Annotated in this window: 15 protein-coding genes; 2 read left to right on the top strand and 13 right to left on the bottom strand. The window is 46.3% G+C overall.

All coding sequences use genetic code 11. The features are described 5' to 3' along the window. Positions 1-13: 13 nt before the first annotated feature. The 8 genes from MHI14_RS04335 to MHI14_RS04300 all read right to left on the bottom strand — a co-directional run bounded on the left by MHI14_RS04335 (position 14) and on the right by MHI14_RS04300 (position 14014). The gene (locus tag MHI14_RS04335) at positions 14-1717 is read right to left on the bottom strand and encodes an ABC transporter substrate-binding protein (protein WP_341129929.1); all 1704 of its coding nucleotides are present in this window, start codon (positions 1715-1717) and stop codon (positions 14-16) included. Positions 1718-2094: 377 nt separating this feature from the next. Further along, complete coding sequence (locus tag MHI14_RS04330; protein ID WP_133387170.1) at positions 2095-3783, bottom strand: ABC transporter substrate-binding protein; 1689 nt, start codon at positions 3781-3783, stop codon at positions 2095-2097. 188 nt (positions 3784-3971) lie between these two features. Beyond that, positions 3972-4874 carry a carbohydrate ABC transporter permease gene (locus MHI14_RS04325; RefSeq protein WP_036606894.1) on the bottom strand — a complete coding sequence of 301 codons (903 nt, stop codon included), beginning with the start codon at positions 4872-4874 and terminating at the stop codon, positions 3972-3974. 15 nt (positions 4875-4889) lie between these two features. Further along, entirely contained in the window at positions 4890-5873 is a 984-nt protein-coding gene (locus MHI14_RS04320) for an ABC transporter permease (protein WP_036606891.1), read from the bottom strand. Between the two features lie 278 nt (positions 5874-6151). Further along, entirely contained in the window at positions 6152-9061 is a 2910-nt protein-coding gene (locus tag MHI14_RS04315; RefSeq protein ID WP_341129928.1) for a glycoside hydrolase family 2 protein, read from the bottom strand. A 174-nt stretch (positions 9062-9235) separates the two neighbouring features. After that, a complete protein-coding gene (locus tag MHI14_RS04310; protein WP_341129927.1) occupies positions 9236-10834 on the bottom strand; it encodes a response regulator transcription factor in 1599 nt (532 codons plus the stop codon). Then, entirely contained in the window at positions 10827-12617 is a 1791-nt protein-coding gene (locus MHI14_RS04305) for a sensor histidine kinase (RefSeq protein WP_091038507.1), read from the bottom strand. The genes MHI14_RS04310 and MHI14_RS04305 overlap by 8 nt, the downstream gene beginning before the upstream one ends. A 218-nt stretch (positions 12618-12835) precedes the next feature. Further along, complete coding sequence (locus tag MHI14_RS04300; RefSeq protein WP_091038505.1) at positions 12836-14014, bottom strand: MFS transporter; 1179 nt, start codon at positions 14012-14014, stop codon at positions 12836-12838. Positions 14015-14156: 142 nt separating this feature from the next. On the opposite strand from MHI14_RS04300, the gene MHI14_RS04295 reads away from it, so the two are divergent. Next, positions 14157-14768 carry a TetR/AcrR family transcriptional regulator gene (locus MHI14_RS04295; RefSeq protein WP_091038503.1) on the top strand — a complete coding sequence of 204 codons (612 nt, stop codon included), beginning with the start codon at positions 14157-14159 and terminating at the stop codon, positions 14766-14768. A 97-nt stretch (positions 14769-14865) separates the two neighbouring features. On the opposite strand, the gene MHI14_RS04290 is transcribed toward MHI14_RS04295, so the two are convergent. From MHI14_RS04290 to MHI14_RS04270, 5 genes are all read right to left on the bottom strand, one after another. Beyond that, entirely contained in the window at positions 14866-15288 is a 423-nt protein-coding gene (locus MHI14_RS04290; RefSeq protein WP_036606882.1) for an OsmC family protein, read from the bottom strand. 278 nt (positions 15289-15566) lie between these two features. Further along, a complete protein-coding gene (locus tag MHI14_RS04285; protein ID WP_133387173.1) occupies positions 15567-16313 on the bottom strand; it encodes an amino acid ABC transporter ATP-binding protein in 747 nt (248 codons plus the stop codon). 16 nt (positions 16314-16329) lie between these two features. Further along, positions 16330-16974, bottom strand: a complete 645-nt coding sequence (locus MHI14_RS04280) for an amino acid ABC transporter permease (protein ID WP_017692207.1) — start codon at positions 16972-16974, stop codon at positions 16330-16332. Between the two features lie 32 nt (positions 16975-17006). Then, complete coding sequence (locus MHI14_RS04275; RefSeq protein WP_091038500.1) at positions 17007-17858, bottom strand: substrate-binding periplasmic protein; 852 nt, start codon at positions 17856-17858, stop codon at positions 17007-17009. Positions 17859-17972: 114 nt separating this feature from the next. Next, positions 17973-18605 carry a TetR/AcrR family transcriptional regulator gene (locus MHI14_RS04270; RefSeq protein ID WP_091038498.1) on the bottom strand — a complete coding sequence of 211 codons (633 nt, stop codon included), beginning with the start codon at positions 18603-18605 and terminating at the stop codon, positions 17973-17975. Positions 18606-18819: 214 nt separating this feature from the next. On the opposite strand from MHI14_RS04270, the gene bacA reads away from it, so the two are divergent. After that, on the top strand, positions 18820-19629 hold the full coding sequence (gene bacA, locus MHI14_RS04265; protein ID WP_017692204.1) for an undecaprenyl-diphosphate phosphatase: 810 nt from the start codon (positions 18820-18822) through the stop codon (positions 19627-19629). The last annotated feature ends 205 nt before the right edge of the window (positions 19630-19834 follow it).

The following is a 19834-nucleotide window of genomic DNA, read 5'->3' as shown; positions in this document are numbered from 1 at the left end:
TTGGTTTTCAAGCTTATTTCACATCTTTTCCAGTCCAGAGAGCTACACGTTCTTTGATCCAAACCGTGTATTGTTTCTCCATCTCCACTGCACCCGCTTTATCGAGTTCAGCCAGAAGACCATCATATACGCTGTCGAAGTTCTCTGGTTTGGCAAGGATAGCCTCTGGAATACGTTTACGGACGATATCCTGTGTTTTCTGGAACGTTACGTTGTAATCCGTGTCAGAAGGTACAGGCATGTTGTATGCTGCGCCCCAATCTTTCAGCTTCAGATCTTCTTCGGAAGGATAGAAATCTTTCCATGTTGTGATACCATACGCTTTCAACGTTTCCTTCTCAGCAGCAGTGTAACCAGCTTGAATCTGTTCAGGGAAGTTCGTTGTATAGTAGTTATCCGTGGCATCTTTCACACCATCACCGTATCTGGCGCTAAATATGTTATACATGCCTACGCCTGATTCTTTGGTAAAAGCAGAGTTATCATTGGTTTTGCGATCTTGTACGTCAGCCGGAATGATGCGTTTCCCATTCTCGAGTTGGTAATGTTGGCCTTCAACGCCCCAGTTTCTCAGGACCTGACCTTCATCGGAAGCAAGCCAATCCATGAATTTGATAATACGTACCGGATCTTTGGCCGAAGTCGTGATTCCGATACCATAACCGTCGAATCCCGTCGGTTGGAACGTATGATCCACAATATCCTTGTTCAAGGACACGGAGAAGTGGGCATATGTTTTATCTCCACCATTAGACGATTTCAAAGCATTCTCCGCCTCACCATAGTTCCACTCCTGGTCGATTAGACCGAGTACACGGCCACTGGCAATTTTGGATTTGTATTGGTCATCCTTTTGAACAAATGTATCTTTATCAAGCAGACCCTCATTGTACATTTTGTTCAACCAACGGAAATATTCTTTTTCTTCAGGACGTTTGTAGTGTAGAACGGCTTCATACGTCTCAGGGTTGATATAATACTCACCGTCATCCGGTCCACCCGTAGCTTGGAATGCAGGGTTCGTTACCGTAATCATAATTTTCCAGTCATCTGCATTCAATGTTAACGGAATAGTCGGTTGACCATCAATCGTTGGATGTTTTTCATAATACGTTCTCAGTACGTTCTCGTAGTCCTCAAGCGTTTTTACTTCAGGGTAGCCAAGCTCTTTCAATACTCTTTGTTGAATTTCGAATCCGCCCGTAGCATCAAACGCAACGTTATCTACACCCATATTAGTCGGGATCGTGTAAATGGCTTGATCTTCCAAACTGTATTTCAGACGGTTCATCTGATCACCATAGATTTTTTTCAAATTGGGAGCATGCTCCTCAATTAGATCGGTCAGGTCCAGCATCGCGCCTGCATCCACAAGCTTAGACAAGTTGCCTTTAGGATAGATAATATCAGGGTAATCACCACTGGCAGCCATCAAAGGAATCTTTTGGTCACCACCATTATTCACATCATACTCAGCTTCAATTGTAACTCCCGTTGCCTTAGTAATCTCTTGACCGACAGCATCCTTCATGTTATTCCAGTTCGGACTCGCGTCTGCACCAAAGAATGTAAAGGTCACTGGACTGGTTGTATCTCCGGAATCAACCGGTTTCTCTGAAGCGTTAGTTCCTCCTCCACTGCCGCTGCATCCTGCTGTAATTGCAAGTGCACTGGCTAACAGAAGCATTGCGAATGTTTTTGGTGTTTTGCCCTTCATGTGTAATCCCCCTTATGGATATTAATGAAGCTGTATATTTGTATAACAGGCTGACCTGCACATACCATGACCAGATGAAACGAATGTAATTTTCTTGTTTTTATAACATTAGAAGCGTTTTCTTAAAAATAAAAAAATGTTCTTTTCTTACCCTTTTCCTCTTCATTCCTGTAAGTGTTAACTTTGAGATTCAGGTATATTCCACGTGGTGTACAAGCGAATGTAAGTGCTTTCATACTTGAATAATAATCGCTCCTATATCCCTTGTCAATAGTGAATTTGTAAAATTGAAAACGTTTTTTGGAAAACGTTTTAGATAAAAAAAGAACCCAGATATTCTGGGTTCTCTTTCGTTTTAGATTTGAATTGCTAAACGTTTATTTAGCCTCTTCACCGCTCCACAATTGAACACGGTTTTGAACGAGTTCTGTATATTGTTTCTCCATATCCTCTGCTCCTGCTTGGTTCACTTCTGCAATCATGCCATCATAGATTGCATCAAACTGTTCAGGAGTACTCAGAATGGCTTCCGGGATACGTTTCCGTATGATATCCTGTGTTTTCTTGAAGATGACGTTGTAGTTAGAGTCACCTGGTGTTGGCAGATTGTATGCTGCTCCCCATGGTTTGATTGGGAACTCGTCTTCACTCGGGAACAGATCTTTCCACGTCGTAGCACCGTAAGCTTTGAGTGTTTCTTTCTCTGCATCGGAATATGCTGCCACGATCTGTTCAGGGAAATTCGTAGTGTAGTAGTTATCCGTTGAATCCTTCACACCGTCTCCATAGTGACCGGACAGATTGGTGTACAGTCCAATACCCGTTTCTTTCTGGAATACGGCTGCATTATTGGTTTTCTGATCCAGAATGTCGGCAGGAATGACACGTTTGCCATCCTTCACTTCGTACTGTTTGCCCTCAATTCCCCAGTTCATCAGCACTTGCCCTTCTTCAGAAGCCAGGTAATCGAAGAATTTGATCGTACGAACCGGGTCGGGATTCGATGTTGTAATCCCTACACCCCAACCGGATACAAAACCAGGGTCTTGGTAGGCATGATCCTTGATATCTTCGGACAGGGTTACCGGGAAGTGTGAATACGTTGCTTCATCCTTGCCCGCAGATTTCAGTGCATTTTCTGCATCGGAATAACCCCAATCCTGGTCAATGACACCCAGAACACGTCCACTTGCAATTTTGGATTTGTATTGGTCTGTTTTCTGGATGAAGCTGTCCTGATCAAGCAGTCCCTCATTGTACATATGGTTCAACCAGCGGAAGTACTCTTTTTCCTCTGGACGTTTGTAATGCAGACTTGCTTCATACGTCTCTGGATCGATGTAGTATTCACCATCATCCGGAGCTCCTGTTGCCTGGAAGGCAGGGTTCGTTACGGTAATCATGATTCTCCAATCATCCGCGTCCAGTGTTAACGGGATCGTTGGCTGACCATCAATTGTTGGGTGTTTCTCTTTGTACGCCTTCAGTACATTCTCGTAATCCTCAAGTGTACGCACTTCCGGGTATCCGAGTTCTTTCAGTACACGATGCTGAATCCCAAATCCACCACCTGCATCAAAGTACTTCTGGTCTACCGCATAATACGTCGGCAGCACATAGATACCCTGATCTTCATTACTGTATTTCAACCGGTCCATGTAATTACCATACAGCTTCTTCAGATTGGGAGCATATTGGTCGATCAGATCTGTCAGATCGAGCATTGCTCCGGCATCCACCAGTTTGCTGAGTTCTCCTTTGGGGGAGACGATATCCGGATAGTCTCCGCTCGCCGCCATTAAGGATATCTTATCTTGACCACCACTAACGGCAAACTCACCGTTAAGGGTTATCCCTGTTTTTTCCGTAAGGACTTTACCTACTTCATCCTTCATGCCATTCCAGTTCGGACTGGGGTCAACGCTGAAGAAATCAAAAGTAAGTGGAGTTGTCTCTGCGCTTGTATCCTTGAACGACGTATCACCGCCGCTTCCTCCACCGCAACCTGCGAGTAAAGACATTGCAAGCACTGGTGCCAGTGCAATCTTCATTTTGGAACTTGCCATAATGGTAATCCTCCCTGTTTCATATGTCTGTCTTATCCGGGACTTTTTTGTCCCTGTCTATAGCTTCATGAATACCACACCGCAGCCCTATACGGTGAAGCGCAGACCAAATGGCTGCGCTTCGGGTATCCTGATGCTTCATTTGTAGATGTACGGCCCGCTCTATTTGGCAGCCTGTACCCACTTGTTTAACCTTTTACTGCGCCCAGTGTCATACCGCCAACAAAGTACTTCTGAAGGAATGGATATACAATGAGGATTGGAACCGTTACAACGATTGTGATCGCCATTTTGATCGATTCCGGTGAAATCTGTGTCATTTGCTGCGCCATATCATTGGCATTTCGTCCAGCACCTGAGCCTTGCTGTGTACTTTGCAGTACTTTCATCAGCTCATATTGGAGCGTGGTCAAATGTGCCTTTGAACCATTATACAGGTACGTATCGAACCACGCATTCCATTGACCTACAGCCAGGAACAATGCGATGGTAGCAAGCACTGGTTTACACAGTGGCAAGATGATTCTGTAATAGATTGTAAAGTCATTCGCTCCGTCCAGCTTCGCGGATTCCTGCAATGAGTATGGCAGGCCATCAATGAATGAACGGATGATGAAGACGTTAAATGCACTGATCATGCCAGGCAATACATATACCCAGAATGTACCGATCAGGTTCAAGTCACGCATCAGAATGTACACCGGAATCAGACCACCGGAGAAATACATCGTGAGTGCGAGCGTTGTGGAAACAAATTTTCTAAGTCCAAAATCAGGTCTGCTCAGTGTAAAGGCGATCATGGATGAACTGATCAATCCGAGCACGGTACCTACAAGCGTACGCAGAATGGAGATCTGCAAACCTTGTAACAATCCATCATATTGGAAAATCGTTTTGTAGTTCTGTAATGTGAATTCGCGAGGCCACAAGTAAATTCCGCCACGTACTGTATCTGTCGAGTTATTGAGTGAGATGGCTAGTACGTTAAGGAATGGATAAAGTGTTACAACCAGCACCATGGTCATCGCGAGGATGTTGAATATATCGAACAGTTTATCGCCCCGAGTAGCATTGAATGCTTTGTTCGCCATAATGTCGTCCCCTCCCTACATGATGCTTTCTTTAGTGAATTTTTTGAACAAGCCGTTCGCAGTAAACAGAAGGATGATACTGACAACGGAGTTGAATATACCTATGGCTGTACCATATGAGAATCGTCCCATATTCAAACCATAATTGAGCGCATATAGATCAAGTACTTCCGAGTAGTCTGTGACCAGACTGTTGCCAAGCAAGAACTGCTTCTCGAAACCGATACTGATAAGATGTCCAATTGACATGATGAAAAGTACGGAAATCGTGGTCCGTATGCCAGGCAGCGTAATATGCCACATCTGTCTCCAGCGGTTGGCTCCATCTACACGGGAAGCTTCATACAGCTCATTGTCGATACCTGTAATCGCCGCCAGATAGATGATGGCATTCCAACCGGTTTCCTTCCACATATCTGAAGCGGTTACAATGTACCAGAACAAGTTCCCCTTGGCCATGAATTGGATCGGCTGATCGATAATATTCAGTCCTACCAATAGATCATTGATAATCCCGCCGTCGGTGGAGAGCATCTTGGTGATAATCCCTGCCACAACGACCCATGATACAAAGTGAGGCAGATATGATACCGTTTGCACGGCACGTTTGAAGAACATGCCTCTCATTTCATTCAGGAGAATAGCGAAGAATATCGGCACGATAAAACCGACAACCAGTCCCATCAGGCTCATTGCAAGCGTATTTCGAAGTACCAGATAGAAACGATCATCACTGAACAGCTCTACAAAGTGTTTAAAACCAACCCACTCTTGATCACCAAATGATCTGGCAGGTTTATAATTTTGGAAAGCCATCGTCCATCCCCATAGTGGCAGATAGTTAAATACGAAAACCCAAGCTACGAATGGCAATGACATGAGATAGAGATATTTCTGCTGTTTCATTCTGTCCCAAATTCCGTTCCGCCGATTCTTTAAAGGCGGTTTGGGGTCACTGCTTCTGTTCGCGGAAGCGGATTTTTTTGTTAGCGTTTCCATCTCCGTTCCCCCTCCTCTGTTTTATAAAATAATCATACTCGATAGAGCGTTTTCAAAATACCATCTGGATTTTAGAGAAAATCATATAAAAATTAGATATAGACATATATAATCAGACATTAATTCGTTAAAATCAGTGATAAATTCTACTTTTAAATGAAACAAAAGTAATATTAAGGTAAAATACTATTGGAAGTGGTAAATATCGAAAACGTTTTATAGTAATCGTTTACTTCAACTACATGTCATGCAAAAAGGACCCTTTCGGGTCCCTATGATTACAATGTAAATTGAATGGTTTGCAGTTTAACGATCCCGAGTAGTTGCGCTACGGATATGGAGGTTGCTGGACGGAATTGATCTCCATTCAGATAGGCAAGTATCTCCTTAAATAAGTAGGCGGCTTCCGGACGCTTCATTACAGCCAGATTGGCAAACGGAAGTGAGGATACCAAAATCTTGCCCTTCCCTACTTTTGCCTCAAAGGCATAAGCGAGTCGTTTGGCCCGATGGAAATGGTCCACCACTTCGATCAGCGGCTCAACCCCGGGCAACGTATCCAAACATATCGCTGGTGTACCGTTCACCAAGTGATACCAATGCCAGTCCGAAGCCCCATCATGCGGGAAGGAGCCTAGTAGTGCTAGCCGATCTCTCAGATACATGCCCATCGTTGCACCAGGCTGCGTAGCAAACATCAGGTAATTCCAGAATACAGGCAGATACTTGGTCTCCACTGAATCATATAACCCTTCTGCGGTTGGCTGTAGCCAAACACTTCCCCCGTTGACCACATAATCAACGACATTGGGTGTTAACGACTGAACGATAACCAAGTCAATCTCCCGATTTTTCAACAACTGAAATCCATCGATACGATCTACGCAATCATCATGCGCTTCACCCAGGAATGGCTTCAACTCTGCCACGGTATTCCAGAACCGATTCGAACTCGGATGAGACTGATAAAAAGGAAACGACCAGCCATGCCATACATTCGCTACAGTTCTTTCCAAATCGCCTGATTTCAGCTCCGCTTCGATCCGAAAAGCTGCTGCCCCTTCATGAGGAGCGGTAGCGACGATACTTCCCAGTGACATGACAGACCCACATTGGATATTTCCGGTCTTCCATTCCCCTTCATTAAGTATCACATCATTGCTTATTAACCTCCACTGAATGACCGCGTCCTCAAGCGGCTCCTTACCGTAGTGAGAGATGCGTACATCAACATGAATGGGTTCTCCGGCGAAAAATGTACGCTCCTTGCAGCTTAACAACAGCACCACATCTGTGTTGAATCGCATGAATTCATCTGGTGTTGTAATGCCTTTATCATCCCAAAATACGTCCAGAATACCCGTCGTTGCATGTCCCTGCCCTGGAAAATCACGAATGTCCAGCAGCTGTACGCCCGCAGCGTCCGGTGTTCGTCGAATCCGCTCCATCGCTTCTTTTAAGGAACGTACCAGATGTGTACCACTGACCTGTTGAAAATGCTCCAGATCCGCCATCATCCCTTTGTTTGTCAACGATTCTTCAATCGGCCGTAACCAGCTAGGGCGTAATACGCCCGTATACTTGGCTCGCTCTTGAGGACGCACATACATCGTGTATTGTGCATGCTCGTGCCCAATGACGGGATGTTCCGCAAGCCGGGTGACTGCATGATAATCCAGCGTGGTATCCGGTACAGCAGAATATGCGGATTCCAACGGGGGATGCCAGTTCAACGACTGAATATAATAATCACCTTCCCGGCCTTGCGCCGGAAGCTGTCCAAAACCTGTATTGTCCGTATATAACCGGGTTGGGTCCATATCCCTTGCCCTCGATACTAATGCATTGAGTTCAGGGTGGCCATTCGGACCAATGAGTTCATTCCCCATGGAGAACATGACGAATGAAGGATGTCTATGCAGCGACTGGAGCAACCTGTCCAGTTCTTGTGTCAGATAGGACAACACTTCAGCTGGCGCAGACTGATCCGATTGCTCAAAGAAACGAGACCAATGTGGAAGTTCTGCCTGTACCAACATGCCCGCTTCATCAGCCGCCTCCCAGAAAGGCTCCGGCGCGCTCCACCCATGCAGTCGGACATGATTGAAGCCATACGATCTGGCGATTCGAAATTGCTGAAGATAATGCCCCTTGTCCCAGACGGGATAACCCGTCAGTGGAAAGATACAGCAATCGACGTACCCGCGCAGATATACTGGTGTCCCATTCAATTCAAGCTGCTTCCCGTTTGTTGCAAAGGAGCGAACACCAAATGATTGCTCCAGCCGATCCAGTTCCTGTTCACCGTTACACAGACGAATCACTGCCTTGTATAATTCAGGGGATTCGTCCGACCATCTTGCGATAGAGTTGCCTGTCCCCAGTTCCAATCGCCACTGATCTATTAAAGCGTTGCTTTCAGTTACACCTGCTGAGCTTATATCCACATGCGCTTGAACACTCAGATTCACATTACAACTAGATCGATCAAGCCATGTGCCGTCTGGATGCTGGATATCCACATGTAATTGCATTGATCTGGCTGATTCATTTGAGGGAGCGCTTACAGTACAATCAATCAGAAGGGTTCCATTTTCAACATCTGGTTGAATCCGTAATGTCTGTAATCGGCATGGGGGCAGAATATCCAGATAAACACCACCTGTGATTCCCCCCCAGGCTGTGGCCGTATGCAATGAATGAATATGGCTACCAGCCAGCGGAAGTTTCATCGTATTATCCACGCAGATCTCCACCCGATTCACTTCTCCCTGCTTCACCAGAGAGGTAACATCCCACTTCTGTTGATTCAGCAGACTATCCTGCTGCCCGGCATACTGTCCATTGATCCAGAGATTCGTTGTCCATCGGACACCTTCCAATCTGAATACATAGTGACATCCGGGGTCGTCTGATGGAACATGAACATCCTGAGCATACCAGGCTGAGCCTTCATACTCGCGAACCTTGGTCCAGGTATCGAGCCTTTCATATTCAGGCTCATCTCCGTATCCTTGCTCTTCCCATGAACCGGGAATCTGAATGGTCTCCCATGATGTATTTTCACACTGTGAAGGCGGTGATATCTCTTGTTCAACGAGTTCATCGGACTCCCGATCCAAACGAAACTGCCATGTTCCATTTAAGTTCAATGTATGACGTACAGCACTTGTATCAGACAAATTCATCTCGTACAACCATCCCTTCATCTGGATTCTTGTAAATCCAGTCTAAGATGTGAAACATTCCGTGACCATTGCTTATCATGGGAAGTGCATGGACAATATGATGAATCTGGAATTCCTCTGCAATACCGAAAACGTTTTACATAAGAGGCAAGGGCAAGGCCCAGCACTCCTTACTTATTCCTCGTTTGTATCCGTAGCCGTTCCTTTCGACGAAGATTGGGTTCTGGCCTGTTTGTAAGCGGAAGGGGATTCCCCTACATATTTCTTGAACTTACCGTGGAAGTAGTCCACATTTGCATACCCCACTCTAGCCGCGACCTGATGGACCTTTAGTCCTTCATCCAGCAATTCCTTGGCTTTTTCCATACGAACCTTGTCCAGAAATGCATTGAAATACTCTCCTGTATGATTCTTGAACAACTTACCCAAGTAACTGCTGTTATAGTTAAACACTTCAGCAAGTACCTCTAGCTTGAGATTTTCGCCAGGGTTACGCTGGATAAATTCAATCATCTGTTTCAATACAGTATCCTTGCTTCCCCCACCCATACGTTGAATAAGTCGATTAAAATGTTCCGCTGCTATAACTTTGAGATCAGACATCGTAAATTGATGATAGACTTCATTAATCAGAACCGAATGTTCCTGCATAATGGAGTGCATCTGTTGATTCGTCGCTGCAAGCTTGTTGAACGCCAGGGAAAATACCTGTGAGAACGCCGTCTTGATCGCTTGCTCTGTTCGGTGATATGGAACGAGGCGCTCTTCCATCTCACCCAGTACCCGCATAACGGACTCACTACTGCGGATGTCTAACGCATAATACAGCTTGTCCGCGAGTTCGTCCTCAACTGGCTCATGTGCTCCGTCCACAGCTTCAACTTCTGGCTTAACAACGCTTTCGCCTTCGCTACCTTCAGTCCACAGCATGATACGTTTCTCCGTGAACAAGAAGCGTTCCCCGAGTAAACGATTCGCCTGCGTGTATGACCGCGCAATTTCAGAAGTGGAATGTACGGGTTCTCCTGCAGCACCATACATGTGAACCTCCCATTCTCCCAGCAGTCCTTCCAGCTCATCATACAGATTTCTTGCAGATGACTCGGATGTGATTGTTTCCTTACTTAACAGCCCCAGACCGGAATGGAACGAGAATACAATACCTCGGTCTTTCTGGTCAAATGCTTCAATCAGTTTGCGTTTCATTACACTTCCCCGCTGCAGGTCGGGGGCTACATGCATCTCAAGTAGCACAATCTGATAGTGAGGCCAGTGCAGCCCCAGGCTATCTTCTTCCATGCTACCCGCACCCTCCAGACTGTCAAAGAGCAAAGCCTCGATCTGATGCTCCCGATAGACGGTATCTTCACCAGCATGACGTGCCATTGTCTCCCGTTCACGGGTCAGGATTGTAGCAATACGCTCCAGTTCACCAATAATCTCTTCTTCATCCACCGGTTTGAGCAGATAACCATCCACACCAAAACTGATGGCTTTCTTGGCATAGTCAAAATCCGCGTAACCACTTAATATCAAAAAGTGCGAATCCGGATGATTCCGGCGCACTTCTTCAATCACATCCAGCCCGGTCATACCGGGCATGCGAATATCAATAATCGTCAGATCAGGCTCCAATTCCTCAAACCGGGAGATGGCCTCACGCCCGCTGGCAGCTGTAGCAATGACCTGGAATCCGTATTTTTCCCACTCGATAATGGTTGTCAGTCCCTCACGTATGCTCGGTTCGTCATCCACCAAAAACACTTTATACATGTTGGTCCCCTCCTGCTGGCAAAGTGAAAGAAACCTCTGTTCCTTCCCCATATACACTCTTAATCTGCAATCCATATGGCTCACCGTACGTCAAGGTTAAGCGTTGATGTACATTACGCATGCCGATCCGACTCTTCTCCTGTTCCTCCGGTCCACAGATAAACTGCATCACCTCAGCCAGTCGTTCTGGCGTTATGCCTGCACCATTGTCATCCACACGGATCTGCACAATGTTCTCTACTAAACGAATACTTATATGAACACGGACTGTACCCTCTTTGTTCTCCAGACCATGGACAATCGCATTCTCAACCAAAGGTTGAATAATCAAAGGCGGAATGTACATCTTCTCCACCTCGGGATCGATATGGATCTGGAATGCAAGGCGGTCGCCGTAACGAAATTTCTGAATTTCCAAATAGGAACGTACCATTTCAAGTTCAGCCCGGAAGGTTGTTTTTCCACTGCCAATCTCCAGACTCTTGCGCATCAGCTTGCCCAACAGCCTGACGATGTTGGCAATCTCTGCTTCTCCCTTAATATGCGCTTTCATCCGAATGGACTCCAGTGCATTAAACAAGAAATGTGGATTGATCTGGCTCGCCATCATTTTCAGTTTAATCTCTTTTTGGGCGATTTCCAATTGATTGTTCTGTTCGGTCGCTTCTACCACCTGCGTCATGAGTTCATTGATACTTTTCACCATATAGTTGAACTGTCGTGACAGTTGCCCAATCTCATCATTTCCATCAATCCGCGAAGTCACGTTCAGGTCTCCTAATGCAAGCTTGTTGAGGTGTTTACTCAGCCGGAGCAATCGGTTCGAAGTGAGGAACGAGATGATATATACGAATAATAGGGCGATAACCAGCACAAGGATAATAAAAATCATGCCGATCATGCTGACGGTGTTGGCGTCTTTGACGATATTTTTGGTGGCAAAAACCGAAATCACCTTCAGGCTATTCATGCTCGATCCAGGGCCCAGCTCATCAATAACAATATTAGATGGTTCCCCCCGGAAATCACCCTCTATGGTGCCTTTTGCCTGATTCTGCAGATCAACGCCAAAATCAAGCTCATCCAGCGTTTTACCCACAAGCTCGGTATTCTTGGCTGCAACCACATACCCCTGCTCGTCCGTAATCATCGTCTCGAACTGTTCCTGACGTAACAATCCATTCAGCTCATCCTGATTGATCACAATCATCAATACGCCCTCTGTCCGATACTCGGCAAAAGGTACTTTGCGCACCAGGCTGAGCTTGTGTACAGGATTATCTTCCTTGTCCGGAATGTAGAACCACCCGATGCTGGTTGTTTTCAGTGCCTGTTGGTACCAGTAGCTCTCTTCCGTCTGCTTGTCTACCGGGATGAATTCGAGGTTGTTGATCAATGTTGGGTTAGTTGAGTAAAAACGAATGCCCGCTATCTCACGGTACAAACGCCTGTACTCCTGAAAGTCTTTGTATGCAAGATACGCTGAGGTTAACTCCACAACGCTCTTGTACCGCTTATTCACGATCTCCTTGAGATCAGCATTAAACATTAAAAGATTGGATATATCGGTTGGTACACGCAGCATGGTTGCCGTCTGGCTCTTGATCTTGTCCACATTGATGATCGTCTGTCCTATTGCATTGTCCAGAGCTTGCTGGCGAAAATAACTGGTCACAGCAAGACCAACAATCAGGACCGGAATCATGACAACCAGTACATAGGAAATGAGCAATTTATGCTTTAATTTGAGATTATTAGTGGTTCGTATCAGCCTTTTAAACATGTCTGCACCTTCCGTCATCTGTATAAGCGCTTACATATAAACAGCAGGATCAGGATGTACTGTCCTCAGAATTAATCATACCACATAACCGCCAGAATTCGGATTGTCATTGCAATGGGTAATATATTGCCAGACTACAAGCCAGCCTATCTCTAGTAGAAGAGGCCGCCATTAACATGGCGACCGGGCTTACCGAATTATTTTCTACTGACAGAAGTTCAGTGACTCCTAGATGGGCGAAATCCATATCCTTTGGCACGCCATGCAACAATCAATGCCACCAATGTTAAAGCCAAGATGGCCCAGTTAAATGACGAAGCTCCCCATTGATTCAGAAGAACACCTCCCGCCATTCCCCCAAGGGCAATAGCCAGATTCCAAACGGTTGTATTAATCGGCATGACGAGATCCACACCTTGTTCCCCAGTAGCTTGAGCAAGTGCAGTCTGTAACAGGGTAGCCGCACCGCCAAATGTCAGACCCCACAGCGCAACAGAACCAAAGACGACAACAATGTGCTCACTCCAAAGACCTAATACCAGGGAAATCAAGGCAAAGCCCGCAAGGCTCATGAGAACCAGCATACGCAACCACCGATCAATGAAAATACCTGTAATCCAGATGCCCACCAATGCCATCAGGCCAAATACAAGTAAAATGAGTCCAACCTTGGATTCCAAACCAACATCGGCGAGAAAAGGAGCAATATACGTGTATAAAATATTATGAGCCAACATCCAGGCCAAAACGACAGTTAAAATTGGTATTACACCGGGGGTGAACAGTACTTGCTTGACAGAGATACGCTTATCCGCTGACTGCCCCGGATAGTCGGGTACTTTCCAGAGCACCCAGAAAATCAGTACAAACGCCAGCAACGACATCAGCCAGAACACTGAGCGCCAGCCCATAAATGAACCAAGCAGCGTACCTGCCGGAACACCAAATGATAAGGCAATCGGCGTTCCAATCATAGCCACAGCCATGCCTCTTCCCTTGAGATGATCAGGTACCATGCGTAATGCATAACCACCAATTAGGCCCCAGGAGACACCTGCTGCAACACCGGCCAAGAAACGAGCGAACAGTGTCAGTACATAGTTTGATGAGAGGGCAGTAATGGTGTTGAAGACAAGAAAACCGATAATAGACAGAAGTAAAAGCGGACGCCGCCGCCACCCCTTTGTCAACACCGCCACAGGTATGGCAGCAACCAGCGACCCAACAGCATAAAAGGTGACAAGCTGCCCCGCCCCTGCCTCAGAGATCTGCAGCCCTTCTTTTATTTGCGGCAGCAACCCCGCAGGAAGTGTTTCGGTCATAATGGCTATGAAACCCGCCATAGCCAGGGCCAGCAACCCCAACCACGGAAAACGATGAGAAGATATATCCGACATCTGTGCAGCTCCTTTTAAGATAGTGTAAAACAAGAATCGAATTATGGATCGATCATTCCTTATATTATTCAGACCGTATCACCTTGTCAATTACTTTTGGATCGATTAGTATATAATTAAGAAAAAAGAGGGGGGAACTCTTATGGCAAGAACGGGACGTCCGCGAATTTTCGATCGGGATGAAGCCCTATTACAAGCGATGATGCTCTTTTGGGAGCAAGGTTTCGAGGCCACTTCATTACTTCAGCTTCGAGCAGCCATGGGGGATATTTCAGCAGCCAGCTTTTATGCAGCCTTTGAATCCAAAGAAGCGCTGTATAAAGAAGCAGTAGAACGATATATGGATACGTTTGGACGTGTGACGGAAAGTTTCTCGGATCTCACGCTGTCACCCAGAGAAGCAATCGAAACAACTTTAAGAAGTACCGCAAAAATGCAAACAGACAGCACACATCCATCTGGTTGTTTAATTGTGCTGTCAGCCAGCACATGTTCTTCCAAAAACAATCATATCCGTGACATTGCCGCTGAGAAAAGAAAGCTGACTCGCAACCGCCTGCAGGATTGCATCCAGCGCGCTGTGGATGTCGGTGAAATCCCCGCTTCCACGAATGTACACATGCTGACCACCGTATTTGATACCTTTATGCAAGGCATATCTACACAAGCCCGCGACGGTGTTCCTCATGCAACGATCGATCAGGCTATCACGGAATTCATGGGCATCTGGAACCTTGTTCAACATCCAGCCTGACTTAAACCTACGAACTTTTGATAGGTTAGAAAAGCCAAAAAAAAGGCACTCCCACGATTGGAAGTGCCTTCTCAGAATAGAATCTGTATGTGTGCTATTAAGGACGAGGTGTACTTACCCCATTGAGGATCAGTTTAGGATGAATATCGGCACTCAGCGAAGCGGAGACTGCACAATATTTTTCCTCAGCCATCTGGATGGCTTTCCAGATGCGATAATCCGGAATATCCCCATCGACTTTGAAGATCAAATCAATGGATGTGAAACCTTTAGGCATCTCTTCACTGCGTGTGCCTTGCGCTTCAATCTCAATCGACTCAATTTTGTCCAGGAAAGCGTCCAGAATCATTGTGATATCGATTCCCATACAGCCGCCGAGACCAGCCAGTAACAATTCCATCGGGGTCGCACCCTTGCTGTCACCACCATAAGCAGCAGTGGCATCCATGCCAACAGCGTAGCCAGAGGGTCCTTCGGAAGTAAACGCGCGTTTGCCTTTCCATACGGTTGTTACATTCATGATGTTATCCTTCTTTCTTACAATAGTTTAAGTTCAAGCGAAAAAGGTTTGCACTTGCCACTCCGATGACAGAATAACCTTCCGATCGCTGTTATCCCCAGATTTTTTTGATTCCCTTCTTCAAGGGGAAAATCAGGAGATAAAGGCGCACGCTCCGCTTCTTCAGGTTTCTTCTGTCCTCTCCGTTCTTGTGCAAAAAGTTTAGTTGAACTGATATCGTTCACGACCTTAAATACCCGCTCCGGGTACGTTCGTTCTTCCGATTGCTGTTATCTTTATCAAAATTCAGTAATTTGTTGCAAGAAACGGCGGGTGCGCTCTTGCGTTGGATGTTCAAAGAACGCCTGTGGACTTGCTTCTTCCACAATCGATCCATCTGCCATAAAGACGATTTTGTTCGCCACATTACGGGCAAACTTCAATTCATGCGTCACGACCAGCATCGTCATGCCTTCCTCTGCCAGCTCCTTCATGACGGAAAGCACCTCTCCGACCAACTCAGGATCAAGAGCTGAAGTGGGCTCATCAAACAGCATCACTTCCGGCTCCATTGCAAGTGCACGTGCAATGGCGACCCGCTGCTGTTGTCCACCGGATAATCGGGATGGATACGCATCCTGCTTGTCCGACAAGCCCACCCGATCTAACAGAATCCGACCGCGTTCAGCCGCTTCGTCACGCTTGATTTTTTTCACCGTAACGAGACCTTCCATCACATTGCCCAGCACTGTCTTGTGCGGATACAGATTGAACTGCTGGAATACCATGCCGGTCTGGCGACGAATCTCCAGTACCCGGGCACGCTGGACTCGCAACGGATCTGCGCTGTTAACCACAACACCGTTCACTTCAATCTGTCCTCCAGACAACTCTTCCAGTCCATTAAGGCAGCGCAGTAAGGTACTCTTGCCGGAGCCACTCGGTCCGAGCAATACAACAATATCTTTGGCATCGACATGAAGATCGATGTTCGTAAGTACTTCATTTTTCTGAAAACGTTTGGTAAGCCCAGTTGTTGTAATCATCGGTTCTCTCCTCCTATCAGTAAGCCCGGGCCAACCGGCGCTCCACTTGTTCCAGAATGGCCGAGAAGCCGATACTCATGATCCAGTAGATCACACCAATTGCCAGATAAAATGGCATATTCAATGCATATTGTGATACCAGCAGCTGTGCTGAACGCAACAACTCGGTAACACCGATGGCCGCCACAAGTGATGTTTCCTTCAACATGCCAATAAAGGTGTTACCCATCGGCGGGATGGCAATACGCACAGCCTGCGGGAAGATAATCCGTCTCATTGCTTGAGCCGGGGTCATTCCCGTTGCATATGCAGCTTCTGTCTGTCCTTTTGGTACAGCCTGAATAGCTCCACGGAAGGTCTCTGAGAGAAATGCACCTGCGTTCAGACTCAGTCCCAAACAGGCAGCCGTGAGTGATCCCAAGGTCACTCCATAATCGACCAATCCGTAATAAATAACGAATAATTGCACCAGCAGCGGGGTTCCCCGCATGATGGATACATAAAACCTTGCGATCAACCTAAGCCACATCGGTCCCTTCAGACGAGCAATCGCAACAAGCACCCCGATGATGAACGCAAAAAACATAGAGATCACAGTTACATACAGCGTATAGTAAGCCCCCTTCAGAAAGAAGGGGATATTCTCAAATACCAGTTCCATGGGTCAAATCTTCCCTTCGCCTTGCAGGTTCATTATTGCGCAGGCTCTTCACCAAACCATTTTTTGAAAATGGTATTGTACGTGCCATCATCTTTCATGCCTTTGAGAGCATCATTCAGTGCTGCTACGAGTTCCGGATTGTCTTTGCGAACAGCAATACCTGCCTGGTCACTCTTAATAGCTTCACCTACAGCTTTGATATTCAATCCGTTGGCATCCACAATCGGTTTCAGAGCGTACATATTGTTAATTGTTGCGTCAATCCGCCCAGCATTCAGGTCTTTGAGTGAAGAGATGACATCGTCATAAGTTTTGATCGTGAAGTCTCCCACTTTTGGCAACACTTCATTACGCAGATATGATTCATCATTTGTACCCAGACCTACGCCAATCGTTTTTCCTTTGAAGTCTTCCAGCTTGGTAATATCGTTATTGTCTTCTTTTACAATAATTTTAACTTGGTTCGTAATATACGGATCACTGAAATCCAGTACTTTCTTACGATCATCGGTAATCGTCATTTGGCTGATAATGGCATCAAGCTTCTTCGCTTGCAGACTTGGTGTCAGACCGGAGAACTCTTGGGATACAAACTCAACCTCTACACCCAGACGCTTCGCAACTTCACGTGCGATATCGGCATCGTAGCCGTCCATTTCTTTCTTATCGTTCAGGAAGTTGTACGGTGCGTATGTGCCCATCATGCCCACTTTGATAACGCCAGCAGACTTGATCTGCTCCAGTTCATTGCTTGCCTGTGCACCATTTGTGCTTCCACCATCTGTTGCCTTACTTCCACAAGCACTAAGTACCAGCACGGTCATCAGCAGAATTGCTGTCAAAGACCAGCCTTTACGAGTTTTCGATCCATATGTTTTGTTCATTACGTTAACTTCCTCTCAGTCGTGTATTAATCTGGGTGTACATTTGGTTACTTTATTGTGACTAAACCGCAGTTGTACCCATTATTCCCTGCTATTTGTTTAATCATGTGAATCTTATGTGCCTAACAGTCCGTAAAACTCAAAGCTTGCTGCCTCAGCTGCCAGCGATGAAGCTGTCATGGCTGAGAACTTGCTGTGCAACTCATCGGAACCGAACAACCAGCGTGATATCATGCCTTCAATCATGCTTACCAGTAGTGCTGCTCGAAGCGGTACATCCATGCCCTTAGGCAACATGCCGAGTTCGATGGCACGTTCCATATTGTGACGAAACGCCGTTTCGACAGCATTACGTGTCTCCTCGACCAGGCGTTGTACGGATTCTTCCGTCACGATACCTTTGAGCAACAGTTCCATAAAATAACGGTTCTTTGCAGCAAAAGAAAACATGTCGGTGAACAGCCTTTCCGATGCTTTCACCATATCCTCTACCGATCCGGCATCCTTGCGGTACCCTTGTCCAATCGCCTCAAGCAACTCCTCCTTGCCCGTTAAGACAATCTCCGAAGCAATGGCTTCTTTACTCTTGAAGTGCCAGTAGAACGTCCCTTGCGCCACACCAGCCTCGCGGACGATATCGGAAATTTTCGTCTGATGGTAGCCTTGGGTTGCAAAACGCTCCATCGCTATGCGTATTATTTGGTCCCGGCGTTCTTCACCGGGTTCCAAACCGTTGATTTTGGTCATTCACGTAACCCTCCCGATTGATCAGTCAGTCAGTTAAGTTATATCCTATGGGATAACTAGGTTTTTGTCAATATAGTTTTAAACAAATGGTTACAAGCATAAGTTGAAGTTGAGTGCATTTGTGATCATAATAGGTGATAGCCTTGTTCAAATGAACAGGCATGGTCAAGCAGGACAGCCTGTGCTGTCACCTGCATTTCAAGGAGGAAGAGAATTGGACATTATATCATCCATTATTATGGGCATCATCGAGGGTTTGACTGAGTTTTTGCCCGTGTCCTCTACTGGACACATGATTCTGACTGCCCACTTGCTGGGTTTATCGGAGGACAACGAGTCAGTCAAAACGTTTGAGGTGGTTGTTCAACTCGGAGCTGTACTTGCTGTTGTTGTACTGTACTGGAACAAATTCATTGATATGTTCCGCTTCACCGGAGGGAGCAGACCTTACTCCCGCCGCCTCAATCTGGGACATATCTTCCTGGCGATGGTTCCTGCCGTAGTCATCGGACTTGTATTCCGCGACTGGATCAAAGCACATTTGTTTGGTCCGGAAACAGTGCTGTACAGCCTCGTTATAGGTGGTATATTAATGATCGTGGCCGAACGCTGGAGCCGTAAGAGTGGGCGGATTACTACCCATGATGTCGATGATATTTCCTACAAACAGGCATTCGCGGTGGGTATATTTCAGATCTTGGCATTGTGGCCAGGCTTCTCTCGTTCCGGGTCAACGATCTCAGGCGGTCTCTTTGCAGGGGTAAGCCGTGTAGCCGCTGCGGAGTTCACATTCCTTGTGTCTGTGCCAATTATGATTGGTGCTACGGGATATGACCTGTACAAAAGTATCGATCACCTGAACGGCAGTGATTTCCCAATCTTTGCGATTGGATTCATCGCTGCTTTCATCGTCGCCATGCTCGCGATCAAGACGTTCCTGTCCATTTTGAAAAAATTGAGCCTGACCGTCTTTGCTGTGTATCGCTTTGTCTTGGCAGCCGTGTTCTTTATTATTTTGATGTAAGCATTACAATTCAAGTAATTAGACAGGCAAAATCAATGGCGGCCTCACATTCCCTTGGGAAGCGAGGCCGCCATATTTTATATTCTGGGCTATGTTTCTGTTGCTTCACGATTCTGTTGCTGCTTCAGAGACAGGAATATCTGTAATTAGAAGAAGTCTAACTCTTCATTACTTCCTTCTTTGCTGAGTTGGATCATCAGTGATA

The sequence above is a fragment of the Paenibacillus sp. FSL K6-2393 genome, assembly GCF_038002545.1.
Taxonomy (GTDB): domain Bacteria; phylum Bacillota; class Bacilli; order Paenibacillales; family Paenibacillaceae; genus Paenibacillus.
Note: the sequence above shows the minus strand (reverse complement) of the source record. Positions and strands in the feature narration are given on the sequence as shown.

Bases quoted from the DNA above. Each gene is read 5' to 3' on its own strand.
- MHI14_RS04335 (WP_341129929.1), bottom strand. From the start codon at position 1,717: ATGAAGGGCAAAACACCAAAAACATTCGCAATGCTTCTGTTAGCCAGT.
- MHI14_RS04330 (WP_133387170.1), bottom strand. From the start codon at position 3,783: ATGGCAAGTTCCAAAATGAAGATTGCACTGGCACCAGTGCTTGCAATG.
- MHI14_RS04325 (WP_036606894.1), bottom strand. From the start codon at position 4,874: ATGGCGAACAAAGCATTCAATGCTACTCGGGGCGATAAACTGTTCGAT.
- MHI14_RS04320 (WP_036606891.1), bottom strand. From the start codon at position 5,873: ATGGAAACGCTAACAAAAAAATCCGCTTCCGCGAACAGAAGCAGTGAC.
- MHI14_RS04315 (WP_341129928.1), bottom strand. From the start codon at position 9,061: ATGAATTTGTCTGATACAAGTGCTGTACGTCATACATTGAACTTAAAT.
- MHI14_RS04310 (WP_341129927.1), bottom strand. From the start codon at position 10,834: ATGTATAAAGTGTTTTTGGTGGATGACGAACCGAGCATACGTGAGGGA.
- MHI14_RS04305 (WP_091038507.1), bottom strand. From the start codon at position 12,617: ATGTTTAAAAGGCTGATACGAACCACTAATAATCTCAAATTAAAGCAT.
- MHI14_RS04300 (WP_091038505.1), bottom strand. From the start codon at position 14,014: ATGTCGGATATATCTTCTCATCGTTTTCCGTGGTTGGGGTTGCTGGCC.
- MHI14_RS04295 (WP_091038503.1), top strand. From the start codon at position 14,157: ATGGCAAGAACGGGACGTCCGCGAATTTTCGATCGGGATGAAGCCCTA.
- MHI14_RS04290 (WP_036606882.1), bottom strand. From the start codon at position 15,288: ATGAATGTAACAACCGTATGGAAAGGCAAACGCGCGTTTACTTCCGAA.
- MHI14_RS04285 (WP_133387173.1), bottom strand. From the start codon at position 16,313: ATGATTACAACAACTGGGCTTACCAAACGTTTTCAGAAAAATGAAGTA.
- MHI14_RS04280 (WP_017692207.1), bottom strand. From the start codon at position 16,974: ATGGAACTGGTATTTGAGAATATCCCCTTCTTTCTGAAGGGGGCTTAC.
- MHI14_RS04275 (WP_091038500.1), bottom strand. From the start codon at position 17,858: ATGAACAAAACATATGGATCGAAAACTCGTAAAGGCTGGTCTTTGACA.
- MHI14_RS04270 (WP_091038498.1), bottom strand. From the start codon at position 18,605: ATGACCAAAATCAACGGTTTGGAACCCGGTGAAGAACGCCGGGACCAA.